Below are 16,595 nucleotides of genomic sequence, written 5' to 3'. Positions count from 1 at the left end.
AGTTAAGTTTGCTAAAAATACAAAAATCGTGCTATGAGCAGAATCTATTTTCGTACCATACTTATCCTGTTCACTTTTGTTTTCGTTATGGGATGTAAAAAAGACGACGACGAACAAGCAGCAGTGGACCCAACTGCAGAAAACAAGAAGGGACTGGGTACTTCGGCCGAAGATATTATGCAAAGTGGTACGTACAATAGATTGACTGTGGAAATGGCTTACTCTGCCATTTCTGAACCTTCCGAAACGGCAAAGACCAATTTTAGAAACTTCGTAGAGGCACGTGTAAATAAACCCGGAGGGGTCAGTTTTGTGGAAAGGACGATTCAGGATCAGCCTGGCGCTCCTTTTTCCATCCAAGAAATCCGAAACATAGAAGATAACGTTCGCACCATCTATACCGAAGGGGATAATATAGCCGTTTTTGTGTTTTTCTCCAGTGGACGGTCTGAGAACGATACCGAAACCACAGTTACCCTAGGAACGGCCTACCGAAACACTTCCATGGTTATTTATGAATCGACACTGCAATTATTAGCCGGTTCCGATCCCGATTTATTACCGATATTGGAAAGTACAGTTCTGAATCATGAATTTGGCCACATTCTGGGACTTACCAATATTCTGAGTGATGACATTCATGCCAACCATGAAGACCCTGTAGCCGAAAAGCATTGCATCGTGGATAATTGCCTTATGTATTTCGACGCCACCAACATTGGAAGAAGCGAACTGCAAAGATTCATGCAACAGGCTAAGGTTCCAGAATTGGACCCACTTTGCATTGCCGATCTACAGGCCAAAGGAGGTAATTAATTAGTTCCTTGCGAACACCCTTTCTCCGCTTATATAAGTAGCCAATACTTTTGCTGTAGGAATATCCTCTTCAGGACAGGTCATGATATCTCGATCCATAATGATGAAATCTGCATATTTCCCTGGTTCTAAACTCCCTTTTTCATCCTCTTCAAAATTAGAATAGGCCGCCCACAACGTCATTCCTTTTAGGGTTTCTTCCCTGGATAGTGCCTCTTCCATACGAAAACCTCCTTCTGGATATTGCTGTAAATCCTTTCGGGCCACAGCAGCGTAAAAAGTGTGCATGGGGTTTACCTTTTCTACCGGAAAATCGGTACCCAAGGCCACAATGCCTGCCTTTTCCAAAAGGGTTTTGTAGGCATAGGCTCCCTTAATTCGCTCACTACCTACACGATCTTCGGCCCAGTACATATCGCTGGTAGCGTGGGTAGGTTGCACGCTAGGAATGATATTTTTTGAAAAATAATCGAAATCGGCCACATCCACCACTTGGGCATGCTCCACTTTCCATCGAGCATCTTTCATATCCTTAAGCGCTTCTTTGTATGCCTTCAGCACCGATACATTGGCAGAATCTCCAATGGCGTGGGTGTTCATTTGGTAACCGGCATCGGCTATTCTTTTAGCTAAGGCTTCCAAGTCGCCCATGGGGGTTATCATGGCGCCAAAATGATTTTCCTTATCGCTGTAAGGCTCCTTCAATGCAGCACCTCTAGATCCCAAGGCTCCATCGGCATATACCTTTACCGAACGTACATGTAAACGATTATTCTTTATGATTCCTTTAGAAAGAAAGTGATCCAAATTCTCCGGGTAGTTGGAAACCATAGCGTATACCCGCATTTTCATTTCCTCCTTTTGCTGAAGCTCATCGATCAATTCGATCACCTCACGGCTCAAGCCTGCATCATTTATGGTCGTAAGGCCCAATTCAAAACAGATTTGTTCGGCATCCATTAAAGCAGCGGCATTATATTCCTTATTCACAGGCGGAATCGTATTGCGAACCAATGCCATAGGACTATCGATCAAGATTCCTGTAGGTTCTCCATCTTCGCCGAATACGACTTCACCTCCGTCCATTTTCGTTTCGGAAGTGATCCCAGCCATTGCCAATACCTTACTATTTACCCAATACGCATGACCATCTACGCGGGTTAGTGCCACGGGAATATCAGGAAATAGTGAATCTAAATCTTCCTTGGACGGGAATTCTTTTACATCCCAATCGTTTTGATCCCATCCTCTTCCTAAGAGATAGGTACTGTTCTTTTCCTTTTGAAAGGCTACAATCCTCTCTAAGGTTTCTTTCTTGGTCTCGGTACCGACCAAATCTACCTGTTGAAGGGTAACCCCTAAATTATACAAATGGGCATGAGCATCTATCAAACCCGGGAGTACAGTCTTTCCTTCCAAATTTCTTTCTTCCCCAGCATATTTCTTCAAAATAGCTTCGCTATTCCCTACTTCAACGATGTTTCCGTCCTTCACTGCCATAGCCTCAGCCATACTAAAGTCATTATCTACCGTATAGATTTTGGCTTGGGTAATGATGAAATCGACTTCTTCCTTTTGACCGCAAGACGCAAAAGTAAATAACAGACAAAAAATAAAATAGAGAGATGGTTTCATGTAGTTTGATTTTTTGTAAAAATACGGGAATAATGGTTACGAGAAAGTGATATGTAAAGGTGATCAAGTGATTTTCGTTAGAAAGTAGTATCGAGAAGTCCAAGCATAAAAAAAGCACCCTTTCGGATGCTTTCCGGATAGGACTACAGAATCACCTAATTAATCGAATGAAATAGCCATCCGCGACTCGATCATCTAATGTAAGCTCATTATCGGTAAATGTATCAATGGTGTACGTGGCATCCCCAATGGTAAGGGTAAGCGGGATGGAAGTCATATCGAAGCCAAAATTATACATTCCTGTTTCGTAAAGATCTATGGCTTCGGGATCGGTATTCCTATTGGTGACTTCCAATTTTCTATCGGCAAAGTTCCATAGGATGAGACCTGTATCGAAAGTGTCCTCCGTACCGAGAAGTCCACCACTCACCTCGACCAAATTCCAATCGCCTTCTATATTCGGATTTTGGGTCGTAATACCATCATCATCGCTTTGACAGCCTACAAATAGCAGTGCCAAAGACATTGCATAAACTAACGTCTTCCATTTCATAACTTTCTTTTGTAAATAGATGATTTTCAGCAAGAAGTGTTGCGTAGGGCGGGCTATTTTAACACCAAAAAAAGAAAAGCATTCTCAGACCCAAGAACGCTTTTCCCCATTAAACTTTAAGTTTATTCTTTTCCCTATGAAATTTATACCATAGATGCAGAAAGAATAAAACAGTTGCTTCTAATTCCAATCAAATTTATAGGTAGCTCCCAATAGCCCTTGAATGCCTTGTACTGGATAAAAAAGCCATTTTTGATAATCGTCATTCAACAGATTGCTTCCCTTGGCAAAAATGGAAAGCCGGTCGTTTACACGATACCCAACATTCACATTGGCATCTAAGTAGGCATCCAAGGAAACTACGGTAGCAAATGGTTCGAAAGGGACGCCTGCTTGCGTACTGCTAAAGAATTCCTGACGCTTCCCTACGTAGAAAAGGGAAACCCCTCCATAGACCTTTTCAGTAATGCTGAAATTGGAAAACACGGAAGCCCTGATATCAGGAAGGTTCCAAGCTTCTGGCTGATTATTGGTGCTGTATTCGTATACATTGGCATTGAGCCCCATGGTGAACTTTTCAGAAACTTCAATCTTCAATTCCCCGAAAATATCCAAAGTGTTGATATCGTCGTACACCAACCCAAAGGAATTCCCGTATTCATACCCTTCTAAGGTGAGAATCCTTCCTTTGTAAGGATTCAACTGAAATAAGGCCTTGTCGTCTTCCTTTCCGTAGGATACTCGAATATTATAGCCCACAGAATTGGACAGCTTCCCTTTTAATCCTCCAAAGGCATTGTACAATTGACTGGTCGGGGCGATGGGTAAGGTAGGAGACACAAATGGGTTATCGGACAAGAATTCGTAATAGGTGTTCTGGCGCAATCCTCCTTCGGCACCTCCATAGGCAATTAACAGTTCGTCCACCAATCGGTAGGAAGCATATACTTGTGGATAGATGAAAATGTCCGTATCGCTCGCCTCAGTATCCATTCCCAATACGATAGAAGCCCCTAAAGAAAGGGTTAAGTCGTTATTTACGTAGAGTAACGAAGGAGTTACTCCCAAATTCAAATAGCTGTAGTTGATGCCCGTTCCAGCATCCAAATAGCTTCGATCGAAACTTCCGGTTAGATAATCCAAATCCCCCTTCACTTTCACGTCAAAATCGGCAATGGGCAATAAGAATTCCGGACTTGCGGTAAAATGAATTTCAGAAGAAGAAAAACTATCGCTTGTAAATCGCACGCCTCCCTGTACTTTCTGAAAAATGCTTTCGTTCAATCCCACATTTCCCGAAACATAAACACTCAAAAAGGACTGCTGAGGATCTATGGCCGCGATTTCTTCTGCCGTGAAGTCATTGGCAATATCATTCAATCCATACCAATTGTACAATTGGTGCTCCGCCCCAGCATCGATTTCGAAGGAAATATCTTTTTGTCGACTGGTATAATTTCCGTCCAACTGGGTATCGTAATACTTGTTTTCCAACAGAATATTGTCTATTCCCCCCTGAGATGAATTATGACGGAAGAAAAAACCGGCATTATCGGTTCGGCTTATTTGAAAATTGCTGTACAACTCACCCAATATGGCTGTATAGTTTCCAAAACCCAACGAGGCATAATTGTCGTATAGCTTGATGGGTTTGGCCTTTTCTACCGTAGCCGCTGTTCCCTTGGCTGGAGTAAACGTAGATGCTACGGGAACCGAGAAAATACTGTAGTCCACTTTCTTCTTCGTAGTAACAATAGAATCATTCAGCACAGGAGTCTCCTTCACCTTAAAGGCATCGCTCACACTAGGTGTGTAGGGCTTTACGATATTTACCACCTCTGTTCCCAAATCCTTTTCTTCCTCTTCCTGTGCCATCGCCAGAATTGGTAGACAAAAGACTGCCAATACTAGCAGTATTCTCTTGGAAACGGAAACACGTATGGCCTTCTCCATACTTAAAAATGCTCTTGAAATGTTATGAAACATATACGTATGTTTTGTTTAAAAATTTGGATGGGTGGTTAGTTTCCTTCGGTTTCGACGGAAGAGTTGGTTTTGGACTCTGCAGCCTTAATGACCTGCAATTCGACCCGGGCATCTTCGACCACGTCGGGATAGTCCGTGAAATTAGTAATGACGCTTTCTAAAATATAGGTGGCCTGGAAGGCATCTTCCAGTGCATAAAAATTCTTGGCCATGAGCACAAGCCCCTTGGCACCAAAATATTTATACCCGGAATAGTCCTTCGCCAATTTTTGAATAGATGCATTAGAACCACTGAAATCGGATTCCTTGTTTTTGAAATACGCCTCGTAGAATAAGGCCTCGGCGGCTAATTTACCCGTGGCGATCTTCGCCACCTCAGCATACGCTTCTTTAGCTTTTGCCTCATCGCCTGTTTCCATGGCAGATCGGGCTATGATAATCTGGGCATCGCTCTTAATGCTATTATCTACCTTGCCATTGTCCAATACCTTTTCGGCATATACCACAGCTTCATCATACTGCTTTAACTCATAACTGGATTTCATGCTGTTGGTTTGGGCGAAAACTACGTTCTGCGGAAAATCGGCTTCCACTTCCAAACGTTTCAAATAAGTAAGGGCATTTCGATAATCTTCCTGAGCCAGATATAATTCTGAAATACGCGCCAACGCCTGCTCGGTAAATTCGCTCCTATCTTTTTCGACCACATAGCGATAATGCGGAATCGACTTTTCCTTTTGCTTATCGCCAAAATACAGTTGTGCCAAATAGAAGTTGGCTTTTAAGGCGTGTTTTCCGTTTGGAAATTCATTCACATAGGTTTCAAATCGTCCTATGGCCTGACGCATTTTGTTTTCCAAATACGGAGTTTCGGCAGCTTGGTACGTAGCATCATCCAATTCGGCGTCTTCTACTTCGACAAAATCCAAAGTAGCCACCCAATCGGCATAATCGCTTACTCGTCCCTGATCTATATAAATGATCTTAGCAGAGGCCACTGCCTGTATGGCTTCGTTGGATGATGGATATTTATTGGCCACCTTTTTGAAAATAGACAATGCCTCGTTGCTATTGCCTTCATTGTCCAAAATCAACGCCTTTTTAAGAAGCGCCTTGGGAACGTAACTGCTCGCAGGAATTTCACGTTCCAACTGATTGTAAGCACTCAGTGCCGCATCTGTTTTGTCTTGGGACAAGTAGGTATTTCCTAGTTCATACAACGCGTCGTCCCTGTAAATGGATTTTGGATACTTCGTACCAAAGGATTTAAGTCCTTCCAGTTTTTGATCGTTCCTGTTTACAAATCCATAGCTAATGGCCTTCTGAAAGGCAGCGTAGTCCCTGTCGGGGGAATATCCTTCGATCGCTTTGTTATAACTTTCCATAGCAGGCCAATACGCGCTGCTTACGAAGTGGCTGTCCCCCAATCGGAGATAAGCATCATTTTTACGGGCCATATCATTCGAAGAAGACTCCACGAACATAGTATAATTGGTAATGGCCTGTTCGTAATCCTGAAGTTTAAAATAGTTATATGCTAGATTGTAACGAAGATTCGCAAACTCCGGTGTCTTATCGGCTTCCGGTAATTGCAAGAATTGCTTATACCCTACCAAAGACTCCGTAAAATTAGAATCGTGGTAATCACTTTCCGCTTTCCAATAGGTCGCTCTTGCTGTAAAAATTGGATCGTAGGGTTCTTTCAATGATTTATTGAAAAGCGCTACAGCTCCAGCATAATCGTTTATGGAATACAGCTCCAATCCCCTATAAAACGCCACCTTTTGATAGGCTTTTTTATTGTTGAAGGATTTGTTGTTCTCCAACAGATCCAAGGCCGCTTCGTAGTTTTTGGAAGTGATATAAGAATCGATAAGTAGGTCCTTCAACTCTTCATTATTTCCATTGTTGGGATACTTTTCCAAAAAGGAGGAAATCGCTTGAGGCACGCTTTCATAACTGTTTCCTATTTCATAACTCAACTTGGCATAATTAAGCCAAGCATCTTCCTGTATTTGCGGGGAAAAATCCATTTCGGAAGCATTTCTAAAAGCGTTAAGTGCTTGCTGCTTCTGGTCTAGTTTTAGGTAGCTTTCTGCCAAATGGTAATAGGCATTCTGTGCTACCGAATTGCGTCCATCTACAATTTTATTGAATTCCCCCACAGCCGATTGGTAGTCGCCCTGTTTATAATAGGCATAACCCAGCTGATAGTAATCGGTATTGTTCCAACGGCCGCGCTTCCCCTTGTATTCCTTTAAGTAGGGAATGGATTCGGCGTATTGCTTTAAGTTGAAATAGCTTTCTCCTATGATTTTGGAAAGTTCACTTTTCTCGGGCGGTTTGGCATTGTCATACTGTTCTTTGGCCAGATCGATCGCTTTCTGAAAGTTTCCAAGCTTAAAGTTCATATCGGCTTGGTAATAGCTCAGTCCTTCGGCATACCGCTCTTCCCCTTGTACCTGCTCAAACAGCTCGGTGGCTTCGGCGTAGTTATCTCCTTCGTATTCAATAAAACCGAGGTAATACTTAGCCTGTGAGCCGTATTTTTCAGAATCGGTGACCATTTTTAAGTACTTCTTGGCCTCATTGTAGCGCTTGCTTTTAAAATAGGAATAGCCATTATTGAAACGATACCGTTCTACCTGACTTCTACCCAAACTGGCTTCATCTACCTTGTCGAACCATTTTCGTGCATAGGGATACTTTCCATTTTCGAAATAGTAATGAGCCACATTTAGGTAGGCATCGTTTTTTTTAATGCTGGTAGGATAGTTCTTTACGAAAGATTCCATCAGGCCATCTGCGTTCTGCTGGTTTAAACGCACCGCACAATTGGCAATATAGTAGGCACAATCACCACTTAAAGTGACGTCATCTGATGTTTTTTCAATTTTTGCAAACAGTGCTTGTGCAGCTAGAAATTGTTTGTTGTTGTACAACTCTATCGCTTTGTTGTACTCCTCGAGATCATTGGTATAAATAGCTGATTGCTGAGCACTTACACCGGTTAGAAATAATAAAAAAAGAAAAAGGGAGACTAGGTTCTTGGACATCATCAATTAGGTTTTGGGCATGCCTGCTACTTCGATAATAACGGTTTTATTTTCCAATCCGTATGTTTTGCTACGGTAAAATATTATCGAGCGAAAAAATACTTTATTTTTAAACTCACGTTGAAAGAAAAACCGATTTCTTATGAAGAATTTACTGTTAATAGCTTTGGCAATAGGCGTAACTAGCTGTACTGCACAAAGAATGGCCTTCTCTAACCTTACCGAAAAAAATGGAAAAATTGGTATTGGTACGTCAAACCCAGACGAACTGCTCACGGTAAAGGGAAAAATACATACCCAAGAAGTCATTGTAGACTTAAAAGGAGCTGTGGCACCCGATTATGTATTCGAAAGTTATTATGAAAATGCTTCGCTGCGAAACCCCGATTATCGGCTTCTATCCTTGACCGACTTGGAAAAGTTTATAGAAGAAAATCATCACTTGCCCAAGGTTCCCTCGGCCGATGAAATAGAAACCGAAGGTCTGGCGTTAAAGGAAATGAATTTGTTGTTGTTGGAAAAAGTGGAAGAGTTGACTCTTTATACCCTTCAACAGCAAAAAGAAATAGACGCCCTGAAGAAAAAAATAGAAGAGATTTCACAAAGCCAACGGTAAAAAAACTACTTTCGCCTAAACAAAATTCCATTATGTCAGCACCTGTTTTGTCGCTTCAAAATGCCTCCATCTACCAAAGGGAAAACCTCATCCTATCCAAGGTCTCGGTTTCGGTAGAAAAAGGAGAATTCGTTTATCTCATTGGAAAAACGGGAAGTGGAAAAAGTAGCTTTATGAAAACCCTCTATGGCGATCTCCCCTTAACCGAAGGCGAAGGACAAGTGGTGGGATTCGATCTGGCCACCCTTAAGGAAAATGACATTCCTTTCCTCCGTAGGAAGTTGGGCGTGGTCTTTCAGGATTTCAAATTGCTGAACGACCGTACCGTGAAAGAAAACCTACTGTTTGTACTCAATGCAACAGGATGGAAGGATCAGGCCGAAATGGACCAAAAAATTGATGAAGTACTGGATAAAGTGGGCATGAAAACCAAGAGTTTCAAATATCCCTATCAATTATCGGGTGGAGAACAACAACGGGTAGCCATTGCGCGTGCTTTGTTGAACGATCCAGAATTGATCATCGCCGACGAGCCTACAGGAAATCTGGACCCACAGACCAGTGTGGAGGTTATGGAAGTGCTTCAGGAAATCAACAAAAACGGCAATACGATACTCATGGCAACCCATGATTATGCCTTGATACTTAAATATCCTGCCAAGACCTTGAAATGTGATGAAAATCAGGTGTTCGAGGTGGTTCAGAAAACAGTCTAAGAAACTAATCCTCCAGAATACTGGGATCTCGCAACACCAAATCACATTCTTTTTCCAAGGTAGGATCTATAGTAAGACGTATGCTTCCCTCAGTATTGGGTTTTAAATGGGTATTTGCCCCAATAACAATGCGATTCTTGGCCTTGACATTTAGCGTGGCAGCTTCCCTAAATTTCTGATCTTGTATTCTAAGTTCTTTAGATAAAGCAGTCAGTTTAAAATCCCAACGGGAAAAATCTTGATCCTTAATATAAGCCGTCTCCTTTTCATTATACAATTGATAGACCATTTCCACAGCATCCCCGGTTTGAAGCATCCCTGCTCCAAACTTCCCCAAGTAAGGCTTATTCGCCTTGATATGGTCAACATTCCAAGCTGTCATTTTTAAAATGCCTTCTACCTCATCAACCGGAAGACAGGGATACAAAGAAAACATAAGGGCAATGGTACCCGACACCAAAGGAGCGGCTGGCGAGGTAGCCTCATCGCCTATATATTCTATACTCTTATCGATGCTATACTGGGACACTTTAAACATTCCTACACTAGGTGCAAGAATGTCTACCGCATCGTTCATATTGGTCGTGGAAGAAGGCCAAATACGGTAGGTTTGGGTAGTATCGTTATCCTTAAAACCAACGGTTCTGCCTACAAAACCACGAATGTTTTCCGCATAGTAATTCCCCTTGGCATCTACTTTAATATTGTCCAAAACATCGGGATACTTATACATGGCAGTGGAAACAGAAATAGCGTGATCATAAGCTCCTGGATAACGAAGCAGTTTATCCTTGTGCTTGTCCCACCCTACATTTCCAGAGGTTCCTACGATTAAAATTCCTCGTTTAAAGAAGTCGGCCACGGATTGCTTGTCCTTTTCTACATACGAACGCCGGGACCAACTGCAATTAATCACTCTGAGCCCTGGCGTATTGAGTTCCCGTACATTGAAAAAGTTGAAACCCGTTGAAGTCATACTGCAGTCATAACAAACCCCTGTTACTCCCTCTGCATTATCCCCTTGTCCCGCTACATAGGAAGCTACGGCGTCACCATGGGATTTTACATCTATGGTTTTACCGATTACATTGATCTTCCCTTTGAAATCGGCATTATCGATATTCACAGCACCATCGGCAACCCCGATGACCACATCCTTACTTCCTGTAGTATAATACCAAGCTTTGGGCAAGCCTAGAAAATCGAGATAATCCATATTTACAGGCAATCCCAAATTCTCTCCTATGGTGCTTGTTAAACCATAATCATTGGGTTCGTATATCTTCTTGTCCTCTTCATCCACTATTTCACCGGAAATAAATACATGAGCGGCATTTTCCAGCACATCATTTAAAAAAGCTTTAGAATTGGTCCTTGCGAAGTATGTTTTGTACAAGTTTTCCTTGGTGGCCCACTTTTGTGTTTTTTTGAATTGATAGATTTCATATTTGCTGAAAAGTGCCTTCAATTTGGCATCCTGTCCAGCATATTCCACCCTATTGTTTTTCTTTTGAAAAGGGATCGTTACCGAATCCTTGGCTCGGAAATAAAACCATTCGGTATCCTGTTGCCCATAACCTAGAGACACGAAACAAACCAATGACAATAAAAATAACAGTTGCCTCATTTCTCTTGGTCTTCCTTTTTGTATTGATGCGGGTTCTCCCGAATCCCTTTTTTAAATACTTTACGAATCATCATGCGTAATTTGGAATCCGTTCCCAACAAGAAATCTTTTAATTTCTCACCGGGACGCGCCCTAAAGCTGGTCACATGAAAGGTATCGTCTTCCCGAAGTGGCGTCTTGGAGAAATAATAGTTGGACACACAGCATCGTTCCCCCTCGGCTACTACTGGACTCACACTATGCCATGATTTTCTATGGGTGGCCATAACGGCCAATCGATTGTAACGGCTATGTAAGGTTACTTGCGGTTGTTCCAGTCCCCCTGGCCAAACCTCCAAATGCCCACCGTAATCATCTTCCCAATTCGGTGTCACATAATACAACAAGTTGAGTATGCGCCAACGATCACGATCCTTATCATGCGAATTGTCGAGATGCGGATTTAAATAATTACCTTCGGCCATGAGTGAAATTCCACCCGCATAGAGGTTTTCATCTGGCTCCAAGTCTTCGATGCGACAAATTTCCCCTACCAAATCTACAATCCTAGGATCTTGAAATGCATAGATCGCCTTTTCCAACAACGGATTGTACTGATCCATTTGAGCAGCCACATACTTGTATTCGCGTAAGCTCTTTTTACGAACCATTTGGTCCTTTTTGGGAAAGGCTTCGTAAATCTCTCGTGCCAAGGATTCAGGAAGTAGATCGTCCACAAAAAAGTGACCAATGCCTTCCTTGGATGCCGTATACTGCTGGGTAATGGCTTCTTTTTCTTCGCTAAGTCTTTTTAAAATAATGTCCGCAATGGCTTTGGTCTCCATAGATTCCTTCTCTTTCCGCCCCTAAAATAGTTTAATTATAAAACATAAATACAACCAAAAGCCTATTTTTGTATCTCTTACTAGCCATGCTGTCGGTACTTATCCCTACATACAATACAAACGTGCTCTCCTTGGTGGAAAACATCCATCGGCAATGCCTAGAAGCGGGACATGATTTCGAAATTATGGTAGCAGATGATGCTTCTACGGATCAAGATGTTACTGAAGCAAATCAAGGTATTGACCAACTCACACATTGCCGGCTTCTTCGACATGAAAGGAATCTAGGGCGCACTGCTACCCGGGATTTTCTGGCAAAGCAGGCCCAATTCGATTGGCTCCTATTTTTAGATGCCGATGTCATGCCTAAGTATCCAGATTTCATAAAAAGATTTTCCCTTACCCAGTCTCAGGACTCACCTATTGTTTTTGGAGGGGTGGCATATCGTAAGGAGAAGCCAGAATTACAACAAATCCTGCGATGGAAATACGGTTCCGATCGGGAAGCTAAAAATGTGAAGGAGCGCAATAAAAGCCCGCATTTTATCATTTCCCAAAATCTCCTGATTAAAAAGGATACATTTTTCGAGGTGAATCTGGTTTCAGAAAATGTATATGGATTGGATAATGTTGTGTCCTATTTTATTTATAAAAATGGGATTACAGTAGCCCATATAGACAATCCAGTGTATCATCTTGGATTGGAGAACACCAAAACCTTTATCAAAAAATCCATTCAGTCGTTAGAGACCAGCCTACAGTTTCACAGGGAAGGGAACTTTCCGGAAGATTTCAGACCCGTTCAGAAATTATATTTAAAATTGAAAAAATGGGGGCTTTTGGGAATATTCAAAGGGTTCATTGGAGCTTTCGAAAAACGAATTGAAAAAAACCTATATTCCAACAACCCTAATTTAAGGTGGTTCGACCTCTACCGTCTGTACCACTATACCTTATTAAAAGAGAAATTGAATGCCTAGGTTTACGGTCGTCATACCCTTGTTCAACAAGGAAAATTACATTCAGGACACCCTTAAAAGTGTACTGAAACAGACGGTTACCGATTTTGAAATTATCATTATTAACGACTGCTCTACCGATCAGAGTTTCGAAAAGGCACAAGCCATTTCAGATTCTAGGATTCAATATTTAGAGCATTCTGTGAACAAAGGCTTATCGGCCTCCCGAAATACAGGAATTAAAGTGGCCAAAGCAGATTATATTGCTTTTTTAGATGCCGATGACACTTGGAAACCCACCTTTCTAGAAACCATTAATTCTTTAATAGAAACCTACCCCGAGACTTCACTTTTTGCCACCAAGTACGAAGTGCTATTGAAAAACGGAAAGACCATCCATCATGATTTCCATATCGAAGGAGTGGACAAACATGGTGTCGTAGCCAATTTTTTTGCCTCTAACCTCAACCAAAATTTTTATTACCCGTCCTGTTTATGCGTGCATAAAAAAGTCTTTGAAAAAGTGGGGTACTACAACGAAGCCATCCGGTTTAGCGAAGATGTGGATTTCAATATCCGTGCGCATGCCGTCTATAAAATGGCCTATCATTCACAACCTTTGGTGCAGTATGCCTTTGATTCTGAAAATCAGATTACCCAAAAAGGACTGGGCGACAAAATCATTCCCGATTACGATCGTTACGAAGCGCAATTCAAGGACCGAAAGGACATTAAAAAATACCTGGATTTTCAGCGATATGTAAAAGGCAAAATGTACAAATTGGGAGGTGATAAAGTGAATTTCCGAAAAATGGTCGACCCGATAGATCCTGCTAATTTATCCTGGAAGCAACGACTCCTATTGAAATTGCCCAACTTTCTTTTGCATGGTATCCGTTGGATGAAATTGGTCCTTCAAAACTTGGGGATTTCTGTGAATAGCTATCAAAAGTAGTCTGGGCATAAAAAAGGAAAAGTCATTCGCGCGAATGACTTTCAAAGGGCATATCCTCCTCAAAACATACCCTATTCCCTATACAATGCGAAAGTAGTTCTTGTCTCGCATAGTTGAAATAGGAATATCCACCTTTTTAAACAGGAAAATACCTAGAAGAAAAAAACTTAGCTAATATTCAATAAACGAAGCCATTCTTGGCCAATGGCTTCCATGGCGAAGGAATCAACACTTTGGCGTGCCTGAGCCTTGCAACGATCGTAGAGTTCCGAATCCATTACCAGTCGATCCATGGCTTCCAATAGGGCTCCCTTATCCTGATTGGCGATAAGAAGTCCATTCTCTTCATGCTCAATAATTTCACTTGGGCCCGACTCACAATCGTAGGCCATGACAGGAGTTCCTGAAGCCAGACTTTCTATGAGTACGTTCGGAAAGCCTTCAAATTTACTGGTGAGAGCAGTGACGTAAGCGTTCTTAAAGTAAGGAAATGGATTTTCAACAAAGGGAATAAAATGCACTTCGCTTTCAAGTTTCAACCGCGCTACCAACTCTTTGTATTTTGAAAGATCTTCCCCTTCACCCACCAATACCAAGTGAATTCCCTTTTGTCGGGCCGCAGCATCATGAAATGCTTCTATGAGATGATCAAATTGCTTAATTCCACTTTGCATTCGGCCAATGCCCAAGATGTACGGAAATGTCAAGTTATGGGGTGCTTCAGCCAAGGTGTTTATTTCATCAAAGTCCAACCCATTGTATATGGTATGGACATTTTGATAGCCGAATTCGGTTTCAATTTTCTTCTGAAGGGCTTTCGAAACGGCTACAATTCCGTAAGATTTCCGGTAGATACGGGAAGCTTTTGCTTTTTGCTTCGGAAAGTAATAATCGGTATTAAAGCTTCGGATGCTCATGATATAGGGTGCTTTATACACCCAATTGGCAATAAGATTTTCCTGAAGAAAGTTCTTCTTCACCCGGAAATCGATGATATAATCGAATTTTTCCTGTTTCAGATACTTCCGAAGGGCCGAAAGTCGTTTCAATTTGTTGAAAAGGTCGTTGGATTGATTCTTTAACCGTCCCATATTGAACACCTTGCCCGCATACGGATAGGTAATCTTATCGGTGACCAGAATGTGATGCACCTCGATCCCTTTCGAATCCAAAAAAATGGACAACCTCGCTTGTGCCTTCTCAGCACCCCCACTGCTAAGGGTATTGCCCACCAAGGCAATTTTGCGTTTAGGTTGTTCCATGTGTTTAAAAACTTAACTTTGGCACAAATATAACTTTTATGCAGGTTTTATTATTGGGCGAGTATAGCCGTCTACACAACAACCTTAAGGAAGGATTGGTTTCCTTGGGGCATGAAGTTACCTTAGTGGGTGACGGCGACGGCTTCAAAAATTTCGATGTGGATATTTCCATTCGCCCAAGCTTCTTCAGCCTTCCTGGGATTGACCTCATAAGAAAAGCGATTTTCAGAATCACCAAATTCGATCTTTTCACCCTGGAAAAGGGAATCAAGTTTTCACGAAAACTAAAACAACTAAAGGGGTATGATGTAGTGCAACTCATCAACGAAAAGCCCATTAAAACCATGCCTTGGTTAGAGCGAAGATTGCTGAAGAAGATCATTGCCAACAACGGAACCGTCTATCTGCTCTCCTGCGGAGCGGACACTTTCGTGGTCAACTTCCTATTGGCCCAAAAACCAAAATATTCCATCCTTACCCCCTATTTGAATGATCCTTCATTGAAACCTACCGTTCAGTATATCTTGGATTATGCAAAGAAGGGACATCGAAAGACACATGAGCTGCTTATGAAGCATGTAAAGGGAATCATAGCTTCCGATATGGACTATGTGTTGCCTTTGGAAGGGCATCCCAAATTCAAAGGGCTTATCCCTAATCCTGTGAATTTGGAGCGTATGGAATACAAACCGCTATCCATTACCGATAAGATCAATATTTTCTTGGGCATTAACCGTGGGAATAGGTTCGCCAAAGGGGTTCCTTTTTTCGAAAAGGCCTTAAAAATTATTCAAGAGAAATACCCTTCAGCAGTAAACATCGTCACCGTAACCAATTTGCCTTACAAGGAATACATTGTCTTATTTGAAGAGGCGCACATACTACTCGACCAAGTATTTGGCTACGACCAAGGGTACAACGCATTAGAGGCCATGGCCCGTGGAAAAGTAGTGTTTACAGGTGCTGAAACAGAATTTCTGCAACACTATGGACTGCAAGAGGATGAAGTGTGTATCAATGCTTTGCCTGATGTAGACTATTTGGTTTCGAAATTATCCTGGCTAGTAGAGAATAAGGATGCCATTACTCGCATTGGAGCCAATGCTAGAACATTTGTGGAAAAAGAGCATGAATATCGCAAGGTGGCCCAAAAGTATTTGGACACTTGGACGTCCTAATCGTTCTTGTAGGAGAGAAACGCGTCGTACTCCCTAATGTAATCGGCTTCTAGAAACTCTCCGCTGGAAAGTACCAAACAAACCGATCCGGAAGAAAAATCATCCAATTCCCTCCAAATTCCCTTGGGAATAAGCAATCCCTTGTTAGGCTTTTTAAGGGTTACTTCGGTCTTTTCCTTGCCATCGTCCAACACCACCGTAAAACTACCGCTCACAGCCACCAAAAGCTCTAACTGATCAATATGCGCATGTCCTCCCCTAGATGCATCGCTAGGAACATCGTATAAGTAATAAACTCGCTTTATTTCATAGGGAATCACCTCTTTTTCGATCACGGCAAGATTTCCCCTTGGGTCTTCTATACGAGGGATATCAATAATCTGGATGTCTTCTATGGTTGTACTTTTCAATT

The 16,595-nt window shown here is 41.9% G+C and carries 14 protein-coding genes; 6 read left to right on the top strand and 8 right to left on the bottom strand.

Annotated features, from left to right (window positions below):
• The first annotated feature begins 33 nt into the window (after positions 1-33).
• Positions 34-816, top strand: a complete 783-nt coding sequence (locus POV27_RS10455; RefSeq protein WP_272862716.1) for a membrane metalloprotease — start codon at positions 34-36, stop codon at positions 814-816.
• Here POV27_RS10455 and POV27_RS10450 read toward each other — a convergent pair whose 3' ends face one another.
• From POV27_RS10450 to POV27_RS10435, 4 genes are all read right to left on the bottom strand, one after another.
• Positions 817-2,451 carry an amidohydrolase gene (locus POV27_RS10450; RefSeq protein ID WP_272862715.1) on the bottom strand — a complete coding sequence of 545 codons (1,635 nt, stop codon included), beginning with the start codon at positions 2,449-2,451 and terminating at the stop codon, positions 817-819. It abuts the gene before it with no gap.
• A 151-nt stretch (positions 2,452-2,602) separates the two neighbouring features.
• Positions 2,603-3,004, bottom strand: a complete 402-nt coding sequence (locus POV27_RS10445) for a hypothetical protein (protein WP_272862714.1) — start codon at positions 3,002-3,004, stop codon at positions 2,603-2,605.
• A gap of 180 nt (positions 3,005-3,184) precedes the next feature.
• Positions 3,185-4,990, bottom strand: coding sequence for a TonB-dependent receptor (locus POV27_RS10440; RefSeq protein ID WP_272862713.1), 1,806 nt, complete (start codon positions 4,988-4,990; stop codon positions 3,185-3,187).
• Positions 4,991-5,025: 35 nt separating this feature from the next.
• Positions 5,026-8,049, bottom strand: a complete 3,024-nt coding sequence (locus tag POV27_RS10435; protein ID WP_419179946.1) for a tetratricopeptide repeat protein — start codon at positions 8,047-8,049, stop codon at positions 5,026-5,028.
• 139 nt (positions 8,050-8,188) lie between these two features.
• Here POV27_RS10435 and POV27_RS10430 point away from each other — a divergent pair, with 139 nt between their 5' ends.
• Both POV27_RS10430 and POV27_RS10425 read left to right on the top strand, forming a co-directional pair.
• Positions 8,189-8,662, top strand: a complete 474-nt coding sequence (locus POV27_RS10430; RefSeq protein WP_272862711.1) for a tail fiber protein — start codon at positions 8,189-8,191, stop codon at positions 8,660-8,662.
• Positions 8,663-8,694: 32 nt separating this feature from the next.
• Positions 8,695-9,378 carry a cell division ATP-binding protein FtsE gene (locus POV27_RS10425; protein ID WP_272862710.1) on the top strand — a complete coding sequence of 228 codons (684 nt, stop codon included), beginning with the start codon at positions 8,695-8,697 and terminating at the stop codon, positions 9,376-9,378.
• Positions 9,379-9,382: 4 nt separating this feature from the next.
• Here POV27_RS10425 and POV27_RS10420 read toward each other — a convergent pair whose 3' ends face one another.
• The gene (locus POV27_RS10420) at positions 9,383-11,005 is read right to left on the bottom strand and encodes a S8 family peptidase (RefSeq protein WP_272862709.1); all 1,623 of its coding nucleotides are present in this window, start codon (positions 11,003-11,005) and stop codon (positions 9,383-9,385) included.
• Positions 11,002-11,829: a 2OG-Fe(II) oxygenase gene (locus POV27_RS10415; RefSeq protein ID WP_272862708.1), complete on the bottom strand. Its 828-nt coding sequence runs from the start codon at positions 11,827-11,829 to the stop codon at positions 11,002-11,004. Before POV27_RS10415 ends, POV27_RS10420 begins: the two co-directional genes overlap by 4 nt.
• Positions 11,830-11,897: 68 nt before the next feature.
• Between POV27_RS10415 and POV27_RS10410 the strand changes: the two genes are divergently transcribed.
• Both POV27_RS10410 and POV27_RS10405 read left to right on the top strand, forming a co-directional pair.
• Positions 11,898-12,809, top strand: a complete 912-nt coding sequence (locus tag POV27_RS10410) for a glycosyltransferase family 2 protein (RefSeq protein WP_272862707.1) — start codon at positions 11,898-11,900, stop codon at positions 12,807-12,809.
• Positions 12,802-13,743 carry a glycosyltransferase family 2 protein gene (locus tag POV27_RS10405; protein ID WP_272862706.1) on the top strand — a complete coding sequence of 314 codons (942 nt, stop codon included), beginning with the start codon at positions 12,802-12,804 and terminating at the stop codon, positions 13,741-13,743. Before POV27_RS10410 ends, POV27_RS10405 begins: the two co-directional genes overlap by 8 nt.
• A gap of 167 nt (positions 13,744-13,910) precedes the next feature.
• Here the strand turns inward: POV27_RS10405 and POV27_RS10400 are convergent, their stop codons facing one another.
• Positions 13,911-15,005 (bottom strand): glycosyltransferase, encoded by a 1,095-nt coding sequence (locus tag POV27_RS10400; RefSeq protein ID WP_272862705.1) that lies wholly within the window; start codon positions 15,003-15,005, stop codon positions 13,911-13,913.
• Between the two features lie 38 nt (positions 15,006-15,043).
• Here POV27_RS10400 and POV27_RS10395 point away from each other — a divergent pair, with 38 nt between their 5' ends.
• Positions 15,044-16,183, top strand: coding sequence for a glycosyltransferase family protein (locus POV27_RS10395; RefSeq protein ID WP_272862704.1), 1,140 nt, complete (start codon positions 15,044-15,046; stop codon positions 16,181-16,183).
• On the opposite strand, the gene POV27_RS10390 is transcribed toward POV27_RS10395, so the two are convergent.
• Positions 16,180-16,593 carry a sugar 3,4-ketoisomerase gene (locus tag POV27_RS10390; protein WP_272862703.1) on the bottom strand — a complete coding sequence of 138 codons (414 nt, stop codon included), beginning with the start codon at positions 16,591-16,593 and terminating at the stop codon, positions 16,180-16,182. The two genes, POV27_RS10395 and POV27_RS10390, sit on opposite strands and share 4 nt — an antisense overlap.
• Between the last annotated feature and the right edge of the window lie 2 nt (positions 16,594-16,595).

Origin of the sequence: Aureisphaera galaxeae (assembly GCF_028561275.1) — a bacterium.
Taxonomy (GTDB): Bacteria; Bacteroidota; Bacteroidia; order Flavobacteriales; family Flavobacteriaceae; genus Aureisphaera; species Aureisphaera galaxeae.
Note: the sequence above shows the minus strand (reverse complement) of the source record. Positions and strands in the feature narration are given on the sequence as shown.